This is a genomic window from Bradyrhizobium barranii subsp. apii (assembly GCF_011516635.5).
In the GTDB taxonomy this organism is placed as follows: domain Bacteria; phylum Pseudomonadota; class Alphaproteobacteria; order Rhizobiales; family Xanthobacteraceae; genus Bradyrhizobium; species Bradyrhizobium barranii.
Genome location: NZ_CP096255.1, coordinates 3,368,267 through 3,382,931 on the forward strand (window position 1 = coordinate 3,368,267; position 14,665 = coordinate 3,382,931).

The window sequence follows — 14,665 nt, forward strand, 5'->3', positions numbered from 1 at the left end:
CTTCAGTGAAAATAATCGCGGCCGCGGATGTTGCCGTGGCGCAGGGGTTGGTGTTCGGAGGGCTCGTCGAGAAAGGTACGATCCAGACCGTTCTGGAGGATGGAGCGGATCGAGGCGACGGATCGCGCCTTGATCAGAATGCCGCGCCGGCAGGCCGCTTCGACGCGCTCCGCGCTGTAGCTTTTGACCAGTGACAGAATGCCGAGGCAGGTGCGAAAGCCTTGCTCGGGATGCGGCCGGGCCGCGATCACGGCCTGGAAGAAGGCGGCGGTCGACGGACCGATCCGCTCGCCGGCGACGATCACTCCGGCGGGCGTCCATTGACCGTAGCGCCGATGGGCGCTGGGCATATGGTCGGCGATGGTGGTGTGGCCCCGCCGGTTGGGCGCGCGGGCGTGGCTGGCGATCCTGCGGCCGTTGTGGAAGATCTCGACCGTTCTGTCATCGATGCGTGCGTCGACAAGCTCACGGATGAGCCGATACGGCGCGGAATACCAGTGTCCATCGATCTCGATATGATAGTCGGGGCCGATCCGGCATCGCTTCCAGCGTGCGAAAGCGTAAGCCTGGTCCGGCAGCTTTGTAAGCTTGGGCTTGTCGAGCTCGGCGAACAGTTCGGCGCGACTGGCGCCAAAGTCGCGCATCTGCCTTGCATTGAGTTCGACGACGAGTGTTTTGATGGCTGCGTTCAGCTCCGCCAACGAAAAGAAGCGTTGGTTGCGCAGCCGCGCCAGAATCCATCGCTGGGCGACTTGCACCGCAACTTCGACCTTTGCCTTATCTTTTGGGCGCCGCGGCCGGGCTGCGAGAATGGCCGTGCCGTAATGGCTCGCCATCTCGGCATAGGTTCGGTTGAGGCCGGGATCGTGGCGGTCGGGATTGGTGACGGCGGCCTTGAGATTGTCGCAGACTACGAATGTCGGCACGCCGCCGAGGAAGGCGAAAAGATTGATGTGGACCCGGATCCAGTCGGCGAGCCCCTCGCTTGGACAGGCCTCGGCATAGGTATAGTTGGAGGCGCCCATCGCCGCGACGAACAGCTTCATCGACTGCACTTCCCCGTTTGAGGGATCGATGACGTCGATGGTGTCGCCGGCGAAATCCACGAAAACCTTCTCGCCGCCCAGATGCGTCTGCCGCATCGAAGGCCGGGCTCGCCCCTTCCAGGCCTCGTACGTCGTGCAGAACCAGGTGTAGCCGAAGCCATCGGGATGGGTGGCGCGATACTCGTCCCACAGCAGCCGACGGGTCACGTTGCGTCGGCGCAGCTCCTTGTCGACATAGCCCCAGTCGGGAACGGCCCGCTGGGGGCTCTGCGACGCAGGCCTCGGCGCCGGGAAAAGCAGCAGCTCCAGGTCCTCGTCGCTCATTCCGGCCGGCAACGGCCAGTTCAGCCCGGCAGCCCCGGCTCGGCGTAGATAGCTGTGCACGGCGCCGTTGCTGATGCCCAAGGTGCGCGCGATGGCTCGCTCCGGCAAGCCTTGAACATGTTTTAAGCGGAGAACCTCTTTGATCCGGCGCATCGACAATCTCTGGGTGGGCATCGGCCTTCCTCGTTCACTGACGAGGCAGTTCCTAAGCCGGTTGAGTTGTCGGCCGAAGCGGGCTGAGTTGCTGAAAAGCTGCTCACGATCCCGCGAAACATGCAATCCAGAAGCGGACGACCATGGCAGCCAGCCCAACGAGCAGGAGCGGCCACATGATGGGGACGTGGAGCGGTGCGGGCAATGATTGGTGAAGGGTGCTAGCGAGCTTGGTCGCGTAGACTTGGAGAACCTGTCTTGGCGACGTCGTGACGATCCGGAAATATTCGTGCTTGAGCGCATCGAAATAGGCGGGAGTGCCGAACAGGATGCGAGAGTCTAAGCGTTCGACGGCTTCGATGCCGCTGGCGTCATCCCAGCGAATGCCGAACGGGTTCTTGTTCACCCCGAGCCCGATGTAGAGGCTGTGCCACGGGCCGTGCTCCTCGGTAAATCTCGCGGGCTGCAGGTTGTATGCAATGTCGCGGGCGCGGTGCACCAGGTGGGGGGCCTTGTAGGCAACGAAGACGGCGAGAAGCTGCGCGATGTGCGGCAGAATGGTGCGGCGGCCTGACACGGCCACGCTGACGGCGATCGCTGCCGCGGAGGCGGCAACTCCCATCATGGCCGTTGACTGGCGAAACAGACTTGCTGTCGCAAGACTCAGAATACCCGCCACCAGCCAGCCGATGAACGTTCCTTGCGATGCCTTGATCAGCGGTAGGCCCAGCAGGGCCAGCGGCAGGATGGCGGAAAGGCAGGCATCGCCAAGTCCTGCCGGGTGGGGAGTGAGGATGGGGTATTGCCGAGCGAGGGCGATCGACAGCAGCACGAGCGCTGCGCTGATCCGCAGCTGCAGCGTGAACAGCAGGAGGGCGAGCAGGATCAGGCCGATAACGTTGATGCCAAGGTTGATCCGGGCAATATCGGACGGCTTTGCCGCCCGTCCTGTCAGCGCGGAGTAGAGTCCCAGCGCGAGCGCGTGCCCGGGGTCGTCGCCGAGGCTGTCATCGCCGATAGGAATCACTCTGCTGTCGCGACACAGAACGAGGAACTTGCCGGTCTTGAGTGCGCAATCTGCACTGTCCAGCCAGAGGCGAGCCGCAAGCCAGTCCGGTGGGGGTTCATTGGCTTTTGCGTGGGAGACGAGTGAGAACGCCAACAGGCAGGCTAGCATGAGTGCACGCATAGTATGCCCCTCACTTCAATCTGATGGTTCGGAGGTCATGCAGCCGATCAAAAATGCATGTTGGTCTCCCAAGACCGAAAGCGTTATTGAGCCGCAACTGGAGCGCGAATACAAGCCGTAACGCACCAAACTATATGAGACCAAAGGCGGGGGGATGTCCCGGGTTCTGTTGAATTTCTGAAGAGGTCGGCGTTGCCCACCTTGAGCCGGTAGGCTCGGGGTGCTGATTCCACAAAGGAGAGCAACGCCATGACGAGAGATATCACACCGGCTGGTTGGCCGGCGACCGGGGCTGTGGAGAAATCATTTGCGGAAGTGCGAGCGAGCTTCGATCGGTTCTGCCTTGCGGCAGGAATCGAGGCGCTCGGCACGATGATGGAGGCGGATGTGACAGCGGCCTGCGGGCCGCGCCACGGTCGTGATGCGGCGCGGCGGGCGCACCGTTGGGGCCGAACGCGGGGGCGGATCGGTTTCCACGGCGGCAAGATCGAGGTCGATCGCCCGCGGGTCCGGGGCATGGACGGCCGCGAGGTCACGATCCCGAGCTGGGAAACGGCGGCGCAGGAGGACTGGCTCGGTCGCTGGGCGATGAACCTGATGCTGATCAATGTGTCGACGCGCCGGTTCGGCCGCGCCGTCCGGCTGCCCGAGGGTGACGTGCCGGCACCGCCCGGATCGGGGATTTCGAAGTCGGCGGCCTCGCGGAGGTTCGTGGCTCTGTCGGCGGCGCGGCTGGCCGACTTCATGGCTGCCGATCTGTCCGCGCTCGACCTTCTGGTGGTCCAAATCGACGGGCTGCATCTCGACGACGATCTCGTGCTGGTGGCCGCGATCGGGGTTGACGGCGAAGGCAACAAGCATCCGCTGGCGCTGGTGGAAGGGGCGACCGAGAATGCAGCAACGGTTCAGGCCCTGCTGGACAACCTGGTCTCGCGCGGGCTCGACCCGACGGTGCCAAGACTGTTCATCGCCGACGGCGCGAAGGCGTTGTCGAAGGCGATCCGCCGCACCTTCGGTTCGGCCGCTGCGATCCAGCGCTGCCAGATCCACAAGGCGCGCAACATCATGGAACGCCTGCCGAAAGAGCATCATGCGGCCACCCGCCGGGTGCTGCGCCAGGCCTGGGAGCTCGATGACGCCGACAAGGCTGAAAAATTGATCCGCAATCTCGCGCGTCGACTCGACCAGCAATGGCCCGGCGTTGCGGCCAGTATCCTCGAAGGCCTCGACGAAATCCTGACTGTCGTCCGGTTGAAGTTGCCGAAGGAGCTTCGCCGATCGCTCGCCTGTACCAATATCGCCGAGAACATGATGGGCACCATTCGCCGCGTCACGCGCAACGTTAAACGCTGGCGGGATGCCGGTATGGCCTTGCGATGGGTCGCGGCCGGTATGATCGAGGCCAACAAGGGCTTCCGACGATTGAAGGCGCATAAGCAATTGTCGGTTCTGCGTGCGGCCCTTCAAGCTCACCACGATCGCATGACAATCAAGTCCGTTGCCCACGTCACGAGGGCTGCGTAATATTCATTCCGGCAACGTCGACCCGACGTAGTTCAACAGCGATCGGGACATCCCCAAAGGCGGGGTCAGCTCATCCAGTCGGGCTCGCCGCCGACTTAGGCGGCCTCTTTCATTCACGGTTCGAGCAAACCCATTCCCGTGATTTCACGGAATTTCGACTGGCTCCAACGCCGCTAGCATCCATATAGCAGTGGCTGGGTGGGCAGTTGGACCTGTGGAGATAGCTGATGGCCAACCCCGTAGACCTTCGAGACCGCGCGGCCATGTTTGAAAAGCGTGCGGACGAGGCAAAGGATGCAATTTCCCGGGCGCACTATCGAGAGATGGCCGCGCACTATCGTGCGCTTGCGGTAGAGCATTCCGAGATGATGCGCGCCGACACTTAGCGCAGGCGTTCGTGCTATAACCCGTCCACGACCGGGAGACCCCGGGCGTAATCTAAAGTCCAAACTCCCGCCGGCTCACGAGGTCGGCGGGTTTTCTTTTGCCGCCCGTCGGTTCACGACGAACGCCAGTTGTATCAATACCAATCGATCGAGGATTTCGCCGGGCCCCAGTTCCATCTACCAGGCAAGTAACGATTGGTAGGAACATCTGCGGACTCAGTCCCGCCCGTTTGTACGGCCGCAAAAGTAACCTTCGTTGGTGTTCCATTTGCGGCAACCGAGCCGCTCAAGACCTTGCCGTCCCACTCGATAGTCCGTGTCCGATCGATTGACATGGTCCGATCTCCAGTGAACCGCCAAAATAGCAGGGCTGCGCGCGAGGCCCTGTGACCAAATGGCCACATCATCGTGGAAAGCGCAGCGGCCATTCCCAGCATCATCAACGCGATCACCTTCGCGGCGACAGATAAAAATTCTTTCACCGTTTATCTTCTTTCGAGCGCAGGCGGTCACGTGCCACGCGAAATATTTGACAGCTTTAAAATGAAAAGGGGCAGCGTTAGCCATAGCAGTCCGTATGCGTCAAACAGAGCTCCGGTTAGAGACGATTGCGCAATATAGTAGGCGAAGACGCATGCTGCGACTGTGGTCGCGATCGCCGCAGGGTCTCTGCCGCGTCCCAGACTGGAAATGAGGCCAAGCAGTGATCCGGCAACAAAGGTCGCGAACAATGCGTACCAGGGACCTGCCTCTGCATAGCCGGAGACGTTCACAGGTGCAGGCTGATAGCCTGTCGTGGACGTGACATTTGGAAATACCTTAGGAAATATTAGTGTTGGCGGGAAGCATCGTTGCTCGCCAAAGACCCGACGTAGCCACGATGGATCGATGCCACATCGGCGTTCTGGGTCTGAGAAGGTTTCTACATAGAAGGGAAAGCCGACGGCCATCCTCAATAAGTTGGAGCGAACCATCCGGATCGCGATGATCCGAAACGTTGACAGGCGATCTGGTCGCGATCCCTCTGGTCGCGATCCCTCCGCAAAGGGCGCGGGCGATACAACGTGTTCAGCAGCGCAAAACTGAGTGATGCTAAGCACGAGGAAGAGAGCGGCAGCAATCGGCAGCACGAGAATGCCGCTGCGTAAAATTCCGAATTCTGAGAGTGCGAGCGTCAGCCCCACCATCAAGAGGTAGATGAATGCGGGCGCCTTCTGCATTGTCGCAAGGTCAAGACTAAGGATGACGACGCTTAGAACGGCGAAGGACAGCAACGCCGGTTTGTTTTTACCTATCACGCCGCGTGCAAGCAGATAGCAACTGAGCATCGGGAGGCTCGCAAAGGCGAAGGCAAAGTAGAAGTTTCCAAGCGCGCTCTGCAATTCGGCCCGACGCAGGATCTTGGCTTCGTAACACGAGGTCAGGTCCCAGGGAGCTGTCAGAAGGTTGAGGCCGCCAGACAGCGAAAGCCGATAGAGGCAGTAGGCAGTCATCGCCAACGCGGTGGCGATTGGAAGCCAAATGGGTACCTTTGATTCTTCAGAGAAGATGGGGCGATCGATCAAGCCTCCTGCCAGCAACGCGGCTGTCGGTAGCGCGATCACAAAGACTAGCAGCAGCATCCAATACGTCAGAGAGCCGAGGGTGGGCCCCGAAATGATATTGGGTTCATGGCCCACGTACGCCATGAGCTGGTCGCGGCCGAATGAGAAAGGGAAGATCGCCGCGCCGACTCCCGTCGTAAGGATATAGGCGCCCACTGCAATAGAGATTGCTAGGTAAGTGCGCTTCACAGCTCTTCCCGCATAGTCTGTGGGCGCGCGCTAAACGCCGCGCTTATTCCTCGAATTTGGCCCGGTTGTTCTGAAACGGTATCGCGACCCTTGAGGGTAAAGAAGGCCTTCGAAAGGCGAAGCGGCAACCCTTGGGGAAATCTACGGGGAGCTACGGGGCTGCAGCACTGTTGGCGGTATCCTCTATTCGTCATCCGCGCTGGTGGTTCTTGACGTGCGGCGCGGTCCGCTCTCCAGTCATTTCCTCCACGTAGTCGTCAATGGTGGCTAAATGCTTCTCGCGGTTGCCGAAGCGGCGGGCTTGCGTGCCGAAGATGAGGTAGCGGCGAAGCCGATCGAGCTCAGCGAGGTCTGCCTTCACGCGTTCGACTTCTGCTTCCTCATCGATCTTGCGCATCCGTCCTTTGTGGTGGGCCTTCGCGGCCGCGCGGTTCTCTGCCTTGGTCATGACGCCATCGAAACGCGGCGCCAGTGAGAGTCAAATTGTCGTTTATAGTGGCTCGAAACCTGCGCGATCTGCTGTGCGTCGTGGGTGTGGGAAAAGGTCGTCCGGGCTGCCGACCCGGCTGTGACAAGGAGCGCCCCCACGACCGAGATCGGGACCTTGCGGCAAATCTTGGAACTATATGCACGCTACTCGCACAAGTGTTATTGCCACGGTTTTGCACTACAGAAGGATCAGCATGTACCAATGGGCGTGCGTGGTCGAATGAAGCGAGGCCTGGAAGAGCTCTGGCGGCTAGAGCAGATCTGCCTAGCTGAGGCTGCGCCTGCCACGATGCATATCGAGCGGATCGGACTACTGAAGGTCGCCGAGGATTGTAGGCGCTCGGCGGACGAGATCGAGGCACGGGCCGCCCTTCAGAGTCGAGCTCGCAGTTTTTTGGGGGTATCTTGGGGGTATCCTGGATACGCAGACACCAATTGGCCCGGTCACGTGGGCGTGCGGTCTGATCGGCTTGGCGCTGTTCGTCGCGCTCTATCTTCCTTGGTAAGCCGATCGCGAGTCCATCACAAAGGCCCGCCGGTTCACGCTGGCGGGTTTTTGTCGCTGACGCTTAACGCAGCCGAAGGCCCGTCAGTTTATCGGACAGGCGATTCCTTTGCTGACAGGCGGTGCTTTATGGACTTAACCTGGTAATATCGGGCGCTATTGGCGTGCTGGCCTGTTTGTTCTTCCTCGGCCATAGCTGGCGGGCCTAGCACTCCCGGCGCTCTAATCCGCAATTGGATCGGCAGCCGGGAGCATCGAGGCTGGAAATGACCTGCCGTGCATGTCTGCCCTCCAAGTGACCCCGGTTGCGAACAGGAGCATCTTCTACCGAGCAAGCGTGGATGGAGGGGCACCATGATCGACTTAACCCGCGTCTTTGATGCCGCCATGATTGCGCTGGGAGCATTTAACGTCGTGCTGGTGGCGATGCTCATACTCGCTTTCTAAGCCGCCTCAGATGGCCGAGCCACCGGGGCTCACTCTGACAGAGGTGTCCGGATGGCAAGCAACATGATTCGTCGCAATTCGCTGCGTCGATCGTGCGGAACGCCGCGGCAAGGGTCGCAGGAGCCGGACCAGACGGAGCCTGCGGCCCTTAGTTGAAGCACTGTGGGGATTGGGCCACAAGCAGCAGAAATGAGAATTTGGCTGGGAACATACCGGCTGCGGCCGACTTTCGTTCTGCGGCGACGGTCTCGGTCCCACGAGGCAAGAGCCTGTCCGGAGGCCTCAGCATCATCACGCCCCCCGGCCCGATGGGGCCGCCACGGGGTCGTCTTATACGAGGCGCCGAATGGATGAGACTTGGAGAGTTGTGTTCGCGCTTAGCGCGACGGCTATTGTCGCCGCCGGCTCCTTCTTTGCCATCCGGTTTATCATCGGATTGAACCTCTGACCTCGACCTGACAAGCGGCGCCGGAAGCGAATCGCAGGCTATCAATTCCTTGGGCCCCTGGAGCACGCTCGAGTTACTGCGCGTCGTGGTGCGGACGAAGCGAGCCCGCCGTTTCACACATCTTTGCTAATTGGCGGTGCTGCGGCTCTTGGCCTTGGACGACCGCTCACAGCCGGCCTGGCCGGCGCGGCCGACTTCTTCGACGCATCATCGCCGCGGGCAGTTCCCCACGGATCGACCGACTTCTGGTCCGGAACATTGTTGAGAGAGAGTTAATAGGTGCCCTCAGCCCGATCGTCGTCCGCCTTTTCCGACGCCGTCTTCTCCTTGGGCTGTTCGCCATACTGTTGAACATGGTCCTGCGCCAGCGCGGGGGCGGCGATCAGGGCAAGCAAGACGGCGACGGCGATTTTGCGCATCGAAAAAGCCCGGTTCTGCGCCGAACATAACATCGCCGATTGCGATAGCAATGCAGCACGAGCGTGAGTTGGGTAAGACGATGATCGGACGATGCGCGCACCAGATCCACTACTGGTGTCGTGGGTGTGGAAAAGAGGAAATCAGAATGATGGAGGGGCCGATGTTCACGCCGGCGGGCCTAATGGCCATCGACGCGATAGCCTTGAGCGGCGAGCATTTCCTTGAGCCACGCCACCTTCTCGCTGGCATTCCTCGAGCCAGCTAGCGCCTTCCGTACATCCTCAACGAGCCCTTCCAGGCGCTTCAAGTGCGCCTGTGCCGCGTTTCGTTCGATCTCATCGAGAGCAGCCATAGCGCGAGTATGGCCGATATTTCGCCCAGCGTTAAAGCGCGCCGGAGTCTGATCTGCTCCATGGGGTGGCATCAGCACGACGTTGACGAGCTCGCGCTTGGAGCGCATCTGCCTGGAGCTGCGCCGGACCAGCCGGATCCTTGAGGAGCGGGCAGGGCTGGAGTTCATGGCCAACCGCTACCGAGCCGAGGTCAGTTGCCTTCAAAGCCGCTTCCCATCTCCTTCCCATTGCGGAATTCTGGGAAGAATGGCGCTATAAAGCGCTGTATTACTTGGGGCACGAGTAGTGTTTTAAGTTCTATGCATTCTTCGCGACAGTGGAACACCGTGCATGCGGCACGCAGCAATCTATTCGGTCGGGATGGCGGGCGTAGTGGCGCTCACGATACTCGTCGTTTTCGGCCTGTTCGACGATGTGATAGAAAAGAGATTGTACAGGAGTTTCGTCAGGGCTTATCAGGACTCGCCAATCGGCCTAACTGAAAAGCGTGCATTGCGGCTCGGATTTTACATTTCGTAGCGTCCCCGCGACCGACAAGGACCGACGCGCGTCAGTGCCATCAAACGAGCGCGGGAACAAATTCCGTCACGGCTGTTCATTTGCATTGGCTTCGCGATCAGTCTGGGTTGTATCGCCTACATTGCGACGCGGCCGGGATTTCAGTTTACGACAATGCTTGAACTGTTCAGGCAGGAGTGCCACGGCGATGAAGAATGTGCGCAAAAGCTTGAGGCGCAACGTAGGGTCAACATAGCCGACACGATAGACAAGATGGGTGAAGCAGCCATCGCCAAGCAGGGCGCCTTAAAGCGTCCCTAGCTAATTGATTTGGGTGCGGCCCCCAAGGCACGGGGGCCGATTTGCCAGCGATTCTTCAACCACACTTGTGGTTCTGGGCGTGCAGCCAGGTCCAATCGCCGGTCATCTCTTCGACGTAGTCGTCGATGGCCTTCATCAGCTTCTCGCGATGCGCGCGGTTGTCCTTTCTACCGAAGATGAGGTAGTGGCGAAGCCGGCCAAGCTCGGCTAGGTCGCCTCGGCCCACGCTTCTTTCGCGCGCTGACGCATGCGCTCTTGGTGCCAGGCCCGGCGGCCGCTCGGTTCTCTGCCTTCGTCATGATGGCATCGAACCGTAGCTTCTGGCGACTATGCGATATAAAGCTGCGATGGCTCGGCCCAGCGAGTACGCTAAGCGATTGTCGTGGCCGGTCTCAAGGTTTGCTAAGGGTCAGATTCGGACCTGAACGTCTAGGGTAGGCGCGTCCGCCTTGCTCACGCGAACAGACGTCCAGTTCTCCCGCGGGTCTTTCTTTTCCTACGCCAACCTACGACGACCAAGGAGCGCTTGTTGCGCTAATTCGATTGGTGGCTCTTTTAATCACCCCATCTGAGGGCGCTCTTTAGAGGTCCTCGCTCGGTGGGGGCGGCGGTGGGAGTCCATTCTTATCATTCGGAAGCGACTTCGCGGGGTGCGCGAATGCTTCGTAGCGCGCTGGGCGCCGCCGTCGCTCGCTACTTGGAAGATGACGCGATCATCGAGGTGATGCTCAATCCCGATGGGCGGTTGTGGGTCGACCGGCTGTCGAGCGGGCTTGCTGATACCGGGGAAACACTATCGGCGGCAGACGGCGAACGTATTGTTCGCTTGGTAGCGCACCATGTTGGCTCAGAGGTGCACGCTGGATCGCCACGTGTTTCGGCTGAACTTCCGAGCACGGGCGAGCGGTTCGAAGGTCTCTTGCCTCCGATCGTTGCGGCTCCGGCGTTCGCCATTCGCAAGAAGGCGGTCGCGGTCTTCACGCTCGACGACTACGTCGTCGCGGGCGTCATGACCTCCGCGCAAGCCAAGACACTCAGGATCGCAGTCGCGTCTCGGAAAAATATACTCGTTGCCGGTGGCACGTCGACCGGAAAGACAACATTGACGAACGCGCTCTTGGCCGAAGTGGCAAAGACTTCCGATCGCGTTGTGCTGATCGAAGACACCCGAGAACTTCAGTGTCGAGCTCCCAATCTCGTAGCCCTTCGGACCAAGGATGGCGTAGCCACGCTTTCTGATCTCGTTCGTTCCTCACTCCGACTGCGGCCTGACCGCATCCCAATCGGCGAGGTCCGCGGTGCCGAAGCACTCGACCTGCTCAAGGCTTGGGGCACTGGTCATCCCGGCGGCATCGGTACGATCCATTCTGGTACCGCGATTGGAGCGTTACGGCGGCTCGAGCAACTCATTCAGGAAGCCGTCATCGCGGTTCCGCGCGCTCTTATAGCCGAAACAATCAATGTGGTCGCTGTGCTCGCAGGACGCGGTGCTGATCGCCGCCTCGTGGAGCTAGCCCTCGTCACGGGACTTGGGGCCGCTGGCGACTACAGCGTTTCATCAGCAGGAGACTGACATGCGTCTACCACTTCGTTCTCTTCAAGTCGTATCCTTTGCCGCCTCTAGTGCGATTCTCATGACAACGGCACCGGCATGGGCCGCCGGCTCGAATATGCCGTGGGAGCAGCCGCTCAATCAGATCCTGCAATCGGTGGAGGGACCGGTCGCCAAGATCATTGCGGTGATCGTTATCATCGTAACCGGATTGACCCTTGCGTTTGGCGATTCTTCCGGCGGGTTCCGTAGACTAATCCAGATCGTGTTTGGTCTGTCGATCGCTTTCGCGGCCTCGAGCTTCTTCCTGTCGTTCTTCTCCTTCGGCGGCGGCGTGGTGATCTGATGGATGAACCGGTCGTGGGTTTTGTCGCGCCCCTTCACCGTGCATTGACTGAGCCGATCCTAATGGGCGGCGCGCCACGGTCGGTCGCGATTATCAACGGCACGCTGGCCGCAGCCCTTGGCTTGGGACTGCGGCTTTGGATCGCGGGTCTCGTCCTCTGGTTCATCGGTCACATGGCCGCTGTCTGGGCGGCCAAGCGCGACCCTGCCTTTGTTGATGTCGTGCGCCGCCATCTGCGTATCCCCAGTAATCTCAACGTCTGAGCCGTCGGTCATGATGCATCTCGCCGAATACCGCCATTCCAACGTCCGGCTTGCCGACTTCTTGGTAAGCGCGAATTTCTCCGCACCTTTTGCTTTTGAGAGTCCTGATGCATGAGGTGTCCACCAAAATAGGTGGACACCTTGTGATGAGCGACGATGATCAGAAACTGCGGGTCAGGCTTGTCGGCCGGAACGGTCGCCGGCGCTACGAGGCGGCATCGAAAGAGCGTCTTGTCGCGGCCTGCCTTGAGCCTGGGGTTTCGGTATCGAGGCTTGCACTCGAACATGGGGTCAACGCGAACCTCCTTCGGAAGTGGATCAAGAAGCACAGCGCGACCAGGTCGCTGCCGCCGTCCTCACGCCCGGCGTTCATCCCGGTTCAGCTTGAGGGGAAGTCCGAGCGGGACCTGTCGCGAAAAGACAGCGTGGCGACGGTTGATTTGCCGGCTTACGATGAAGTGCGTGGTTCGGAACCCAAAGGGACTCCAGCTTTTTGTTCTCCGGCCAAAGTGAGCGTGTCGCTGCCGAATGGCGTGAAGCTCGCGCTGGAATGCGGCGATGTGGATGCATTGACGGCGATCATCGGAGCGCTGGGCGATGTTTAGACTGGGCGATGACCTGCAGGTCTATCTGCACCGTGAGCCGATCGACTTCCGGGCTGGCATCAACAGCCTTGCGGTCCTGGTCCAGGAGACGATGGCGCTCGATCCATTCACTCCGGCGGTTTTTGCGTTCTGCAATCGCCGTTGCGACCGGATGAAGCTTCTGTTCTTCGATCGGTCCGGCTTTGTACTGGTCCTGAAGCGGCTGACCGAAGACAGGTTCCGATGGCCGCGCCGCCAGGAGGCGATCGTCACGCTGACGACGGAGCAATTGCACTGGATCCTTGACGGCATCGATATCGATGCGATGGTCCGCCATCCGGTGCGGCAATATCAGGTTGCCGGCTGAGCTCTCGAGTTGAGCGGTTGACGCGTCGGTACGGTTCAGATTCAAGAATTCGATGAATCGAACCGGCGATCCGAGTGTTGAAGTGCTGTTGGCACGCATTGCTGCGCTGCAGGCGGAGAACCATCAACTCGCCGACCGCGTCGCCAAGCTCGAGGAAGAACTGGCGCTGGCACGCCTGCATCGTTTTGCGCCGCGCAGCGAAAAGCATGTTGATCGTCTCTTCAATGAAGCCGAGCAGGCCTCCGATGAGGAGGACGCCGGCAGTGAAACGAACAATATCGCCGAACTTCCGGACACGGGCTTGCCACCCGTCGAAAACACAATGGGAAAGAAGCGCGGCCGCAAGCCGCTGCCGGGGAACCTACCTCGTGAGCGCGTCGAGTATGACCTGTCCGACGATCAGAAGGCGTGTCCTTGCTGCCGTGGCCAGATGCATCGCATGGGCGAGGCTGTCACCGAGCAACTTCATATCGAGGTGAAGGCGAAGGTTTTACAGAATGTGCGCTTCAAATATGCGTGCCGCCATAGCGATCGCACCGGGATCCACGCCCCTGTCGTGACCGCGCCGATGCCGCCGCAACCATTGCCGGGCAGCGTTGCCACGCCCTCGACGCTGGCGTTCGCGCTGGTTCACAAATATGTCGATGGCACGCCGCTCTACCGCCTGGCGCAGGCCTTCGAACGTGCAGGTGTTCCTGTCAGCCGCGGCGCTTTGGGCCACTGGGTGATTGGCTCGAGCGAGAAGCATCTGCATCGCATCTACGACGCCCTGAAGCTGCGGCTCAGATCACAACCTCTCATCCATGGCGACGAGACAACGGTTCAGGTCCTCAAGGAGAAGGACAAACGGGCCACCAGCACATCGTACATGTGGGCTTATCGCAGCGGCAAGGGCAGCCACGAGCCGATCGTTCTTCTGGATTATCAGCCGGGCCGCGGCCAAATCCACCCGCAAGCCTTCCTCGGCGATTACCGTGGCATTGTAATGAGTGACGGCTATACCGCATGGCGCACGCTGGAAGGGGCCACCCACATTGGATGCATGGCCCACTCCCGGCGGCGCTTTGTCGATGCCCTCAAAGCCAGGAAGAAGGGCGGCGGTCCGCCCGAGCAAGCGCTGCGGTTCTTTGAACAGCTCTACCGGGTTGAAAGGCGGGCGTGGGACGGAATACCGGAGAAGGGTGAAACACAGGCCTACTGCATTCGCCGCTTCCGCCAGCAACATAGTGTCCCCATCCTCAATGCTCTCAAAGTATGGCTCGATGACATGGCCCCGAAGGTCTTGCCTGACAGCAAGCTCGGCGACGCCGTATCCTACACCCGAAACCAATGGGAATATCTGACGCGCTACACCGGGGACGGCAGCATGCCGATTGACAACAATCTTCTGGAGCGCGACATCAGGGTTTTTGCAACTGGCAGGAAGAGTTGGTTGTTCAGCGATACCGTGGACGGAGCCAAGGCCAGTGCCGTCGTCTATAGCCTGATGCTGACCTGCCGCGCCTCACGTGTCGAGCCGTTAGCGTGGTTGCGCCACGTCCTCACCGAATTGCCTCAGCGCGCCGGCGACGCCGATATTACAGACCTGCTGCCCTTCAACTTCCACAAAGCCGCCACTGCCTGAACGGCTCGGTATCGCCCGATACCAGGGCAATCC

The 14,665-nt window shown here is 60.4% G+C and carries 16 protein-coding genes; 8 read left to right on the forward strand and 8 right to left on the reverse strand.

Annotated features, from left to right (window positions below):
* Window positions 1-2: 2 nt before the first annotated feature.
* Window positions 3-1,544: an IS21 family transposase gene (istA, locus tag HAP41_RS16065; RefSeq protein ID WP_166065845.1), complete on the reverse strand. Its 1,542-nt coding sequence runs from the start codon at window positions 1,542-1,544 to the stop codon at window positions 3-5.
* A gap of 82 nt (window positions 1,545-1,626) precedes the next feature.
* Complete coding sequence (locus tag HAP41_RS16070) at window positions 1,627-2,712, reverse strand: hypothetical protein (RefSeq protein ID WP_166099930.1); 1,086 nt, start codon at window positions 2,710-2,712, stop codon at window positions 1,627-1,629.
* A gap of 249 nt (window positions 2,713-2,961) precedes the next feature.
* Here HAP41_RS16070 and HAP41_RS16075 point away from each other — a divergent pair, with 249 nt between their 5' ends.
* On the forward strand, window positions 2,962-4,236 hold the full coding sequence (locus HAP41_RS16075) for an IS256 family transposase (protein WP_166064748.1): 1,275 nt from the start codon (window positions 2,962-2,964) through the stop codon (window positions 4,234-4,236).
* 227 nt (window positions 4,237-4,463) lie between these two features.
* Window positions 4,464-4,622, forward strand: coding sequence for a hypothetical protein (locus HAP41_RS16080; protein ID WP_158332916.1), 159 nt, complete (start codon window positions 4,464-4,466; stop codon window positions 4,620-4,622).
* A 134-nt stretch (window positions 4,623-4,756) separates the two neighbouring features.
* Here the strand turns inward: HAP41_RS16080 and HAP41_RS16085 are convergent, their stop codons facing one another.
* The 6 genes from HAP41_RS16085 to HAP41_RS16110 all read right to left on the reverse strand — a co-directional run bounded on the left by HAP41_RS16085 (window position 4,757) and on the right by HAP41_RS16110 (window position 10,122).
* Window positions 4,757-5,104 carry a hypothetical protein gene (locus HAP41_RS16085; RefSeq protein WP_157789195.1) on the reverse strand — a complete coding sequence of 116 codons (348 nt, stop codon included), beginning with the start codon at window positions 5,102-5,104 and terminating at the stop codon, window positions 4,757-4,759.
* Window positions 5,105-5,131: 27 nt separating this feature from the next.
* Entirely contained in the window at window positions 5,132-6,415 is a 1,284-nt protein-coding gene (locus HAP41_RS16090) for a hypothetical protein (RefSeq protein WP_166099920.1), read from the reverse strand.
* A gap of 190 nt (window positions 6,416-6,605) precedes the next feature.
* Window positions 6,606-6,863 carry a hypothetical protein gene (locus tag HAP41_RS16095; protein WP_038958625.1) on the reverse strand — a complete coding sequence of 86 codons (258 nt, stop codon included), beginning with the start codon at window positions 6,861-6,863 and terminating at the stop codon, window positions 6,606-6,608.
* 1,713 nt (window positions 6,864-8,576) lie between these two features.
* A complete protein-coding gene (locus HAP41_RS16100; RefSeq protein ID WP_224580826.1) occupies window positions 8,577-8,723 on the reverse strand; it encodes a hypothetical protein in 147 nt (48 codons plus the stop codon).
* A gap of 179 nt (window positions 8,724-8,902) precedes the next feature.
* Window positions 8,903-9,184 (reverse strand): hypothetical protein, encoded by a 282-nt coding sequence (locus tag HAP41_RS16105; protein ID WP_166099917.1) that lies wholly within the window; start codon window positions 9,182-9,184, stop codon window positions 8,903-8,905.
* 767 nt (window positions 9,185-9,951) lie between these two features.
* Window positions 9,952-10,122 (reverse strand): hypothetical protein, encoded by a 171-nt coding sequence (locus HAP41_RS16110; RefSeq protein ID WP_157789197.1) that lies wholly within the window; start codon window positions 10,120-10,122, stop codon window positions 9,952-9,954.
* A 432-nt stretch (window positions 10,123-10,554) separates the two neighbouring features.
* Between HAP41_RS16110 and trbB the strand changes: the two genes are divergently transcribed.
* The 6 genes from trbB (at window position 10,555) to tnpC (ending at window position 14,632) form a co-directional block, all read left to right on the forward strand.
* Window positions 10,555-11,469, forward strand: coding sequence for a P-type conjugative transfer ATPase TrbB (gene trbB, locus HAP41_RS16115; protein ID WP_038957464.1), 915 nt, complete (start codon window positions 10,555-10,557; stop codon window positions 11,467-11,469).
* A gap of 61 nt (window positions 11,470-11,530) precedes the next feature.
* Entirely contained in the window at window positions 11,531-11,794 is a 264-nt protein-coding gene (locus HAP41_RS16120; RefSeq protein WP_232674470.1) for a TrbC/VirB2 family type IV secretion system protein, read from the forward strand.
* Window positions 11,794-12,057: a VirB3 family type IV secretion system protein gene (locus HAP41_RS16125; RefSeq protein ID WP_166099910.1), complete on the forward strand. Its 264-nt coding sequence runs from the start codon at window positions 11,794-11,796 to the stop codon at window positions 12,055-12,057. Before HAP41_RS16120 ends, HAP41_RS16125 begins: the two co-directional genes overlap by 1 nt.
* 146 nt (window positions 12,058-12,203) lie before the next feature.
* Window positions 12,204-12,662 (forward strand): IS66-like element accessory protein TnpA, encoded by a 459-nt coding sequence (gene tnpA / locus HAP41_RS16130; protein ID WP_166073826.1) that lies wholly within the window; start codon window positions 12,204-12,206, stop codon window positions 12,660-12,662.
* On the forward strand, window positions 12,655-13,008 hold the full coding sequence (tnpB, locus tag HAP41_RS16135; protein WP_166073804.1) for an IS66 family insertion sequence element accessory protein TnpB: 354 nt from the start codon (window positions 12,655-12,657) through the stop codon (window positions 13,006-13,008). The genes tnpA and tnpB overlap by 8 nt, the downstream gene beginning before the upstream one ends.
* A gap of 52 nt (window positions 13,009-13,060) precedes the next feature.
* A complete protein-coding gene (tnpC, locus tag HAP41_RS16140; RefSeq protein WP_166073793.1) occupies window positions 13,061-14,632 on the forward strand; it encodes an IS66 family transposase in 1,572 nt (523 codons plus the stop codon).
* Window positions 14,633-14,665: the final 33 nt, after the last annotated feature.

Coding starts and splice junctions, on each gene's coding strand:
- istA (WP_166065845.1), bottom strand. CDS start 1,544: ATGCCCACCCAGAGATTGTCGATGCGCCGGATCAAAGAGGTTCTCCGC.
- HAP41_RS16070 (WP_166099930.1), bottom strand. CDS start 2,712: ATGCGTGCACTCATGCTAGCCTGCCTGTTGGCGTTCTCACTCGTCTCC.
- HAP41_RS16075 (WP_166064748.1), top strand. CDS start 2,962: ATGACGAGAGATATCACACCGGCTGGTTGGCCGGCGACCGGGGCTGTG.
- HAP41_RS16080 (WP_158332916.1), top strand. CDS start 4,464: ATGGCCAACCCCGTAGACCTTCGAGACCGCGCGGCCATGTTTGAAAAG.
- HAP41_RS16095 (WP_038958625.1), bottom strand. CDS start 6,863: ATGACCAAGGCAGAGAACCGCGCGGCCGCGAAGGCCCACCACAAAGGA.
- HAP41_RS16100 (WP_224580826.1), bottom strand. CDS start 8,723: ATGCGCAAAATCGCCGTCGCCGTCTTGCTTGCCCTGATCGCCGCCCCC.
- HAP41_RS16105 (WP_166099917.1), bottom strand. CDS start 9,184: ATGCGCTCCAAGCGCGAGCTCGTCAACGTCGTGCTGATGCCACCCCAT.
- trbB (WP_038957464.1), top strand. CDS start 10,555: ATGCTTCGTAGCGCGCTGGGCGCCGCCGTCGCTCGCTACTTGGAAGAT.
- HAP41_RS16120 (WP_232674470.1), top strand. CDS start 11,531: ATGACAACGGCACCGGCATGGGCCGCCGGCTCGAATATGCCGTGGGAG.
- HAP41_RS16125 (WP_166099910.1), top strand. CDS start 11,794: ATGGATGAACCGGTCGTGGGTTTTGTCGCGCCCCTTCACCGTGCATTG.
- tnpA (WP_166073826.1), top strand. CDS start 12,204: ATGAGCGACGATGATCAGAAACTGCGGGTCAGGCTTGTCGGCCGGAAC.
- tnpB (WP_166073804.1), top strand. CDS start 12,655: ATGTTTAGACTGGGCGATGACCTGCAGGTCTATCTGCACCGTGAGCCG.
- tnpC (WP_166073793.1), top strand. CDS start 13,061: ATGAATCGAACCGGCGATCCGAGTGTTGAAGTGCTGTTGGCACGCATT.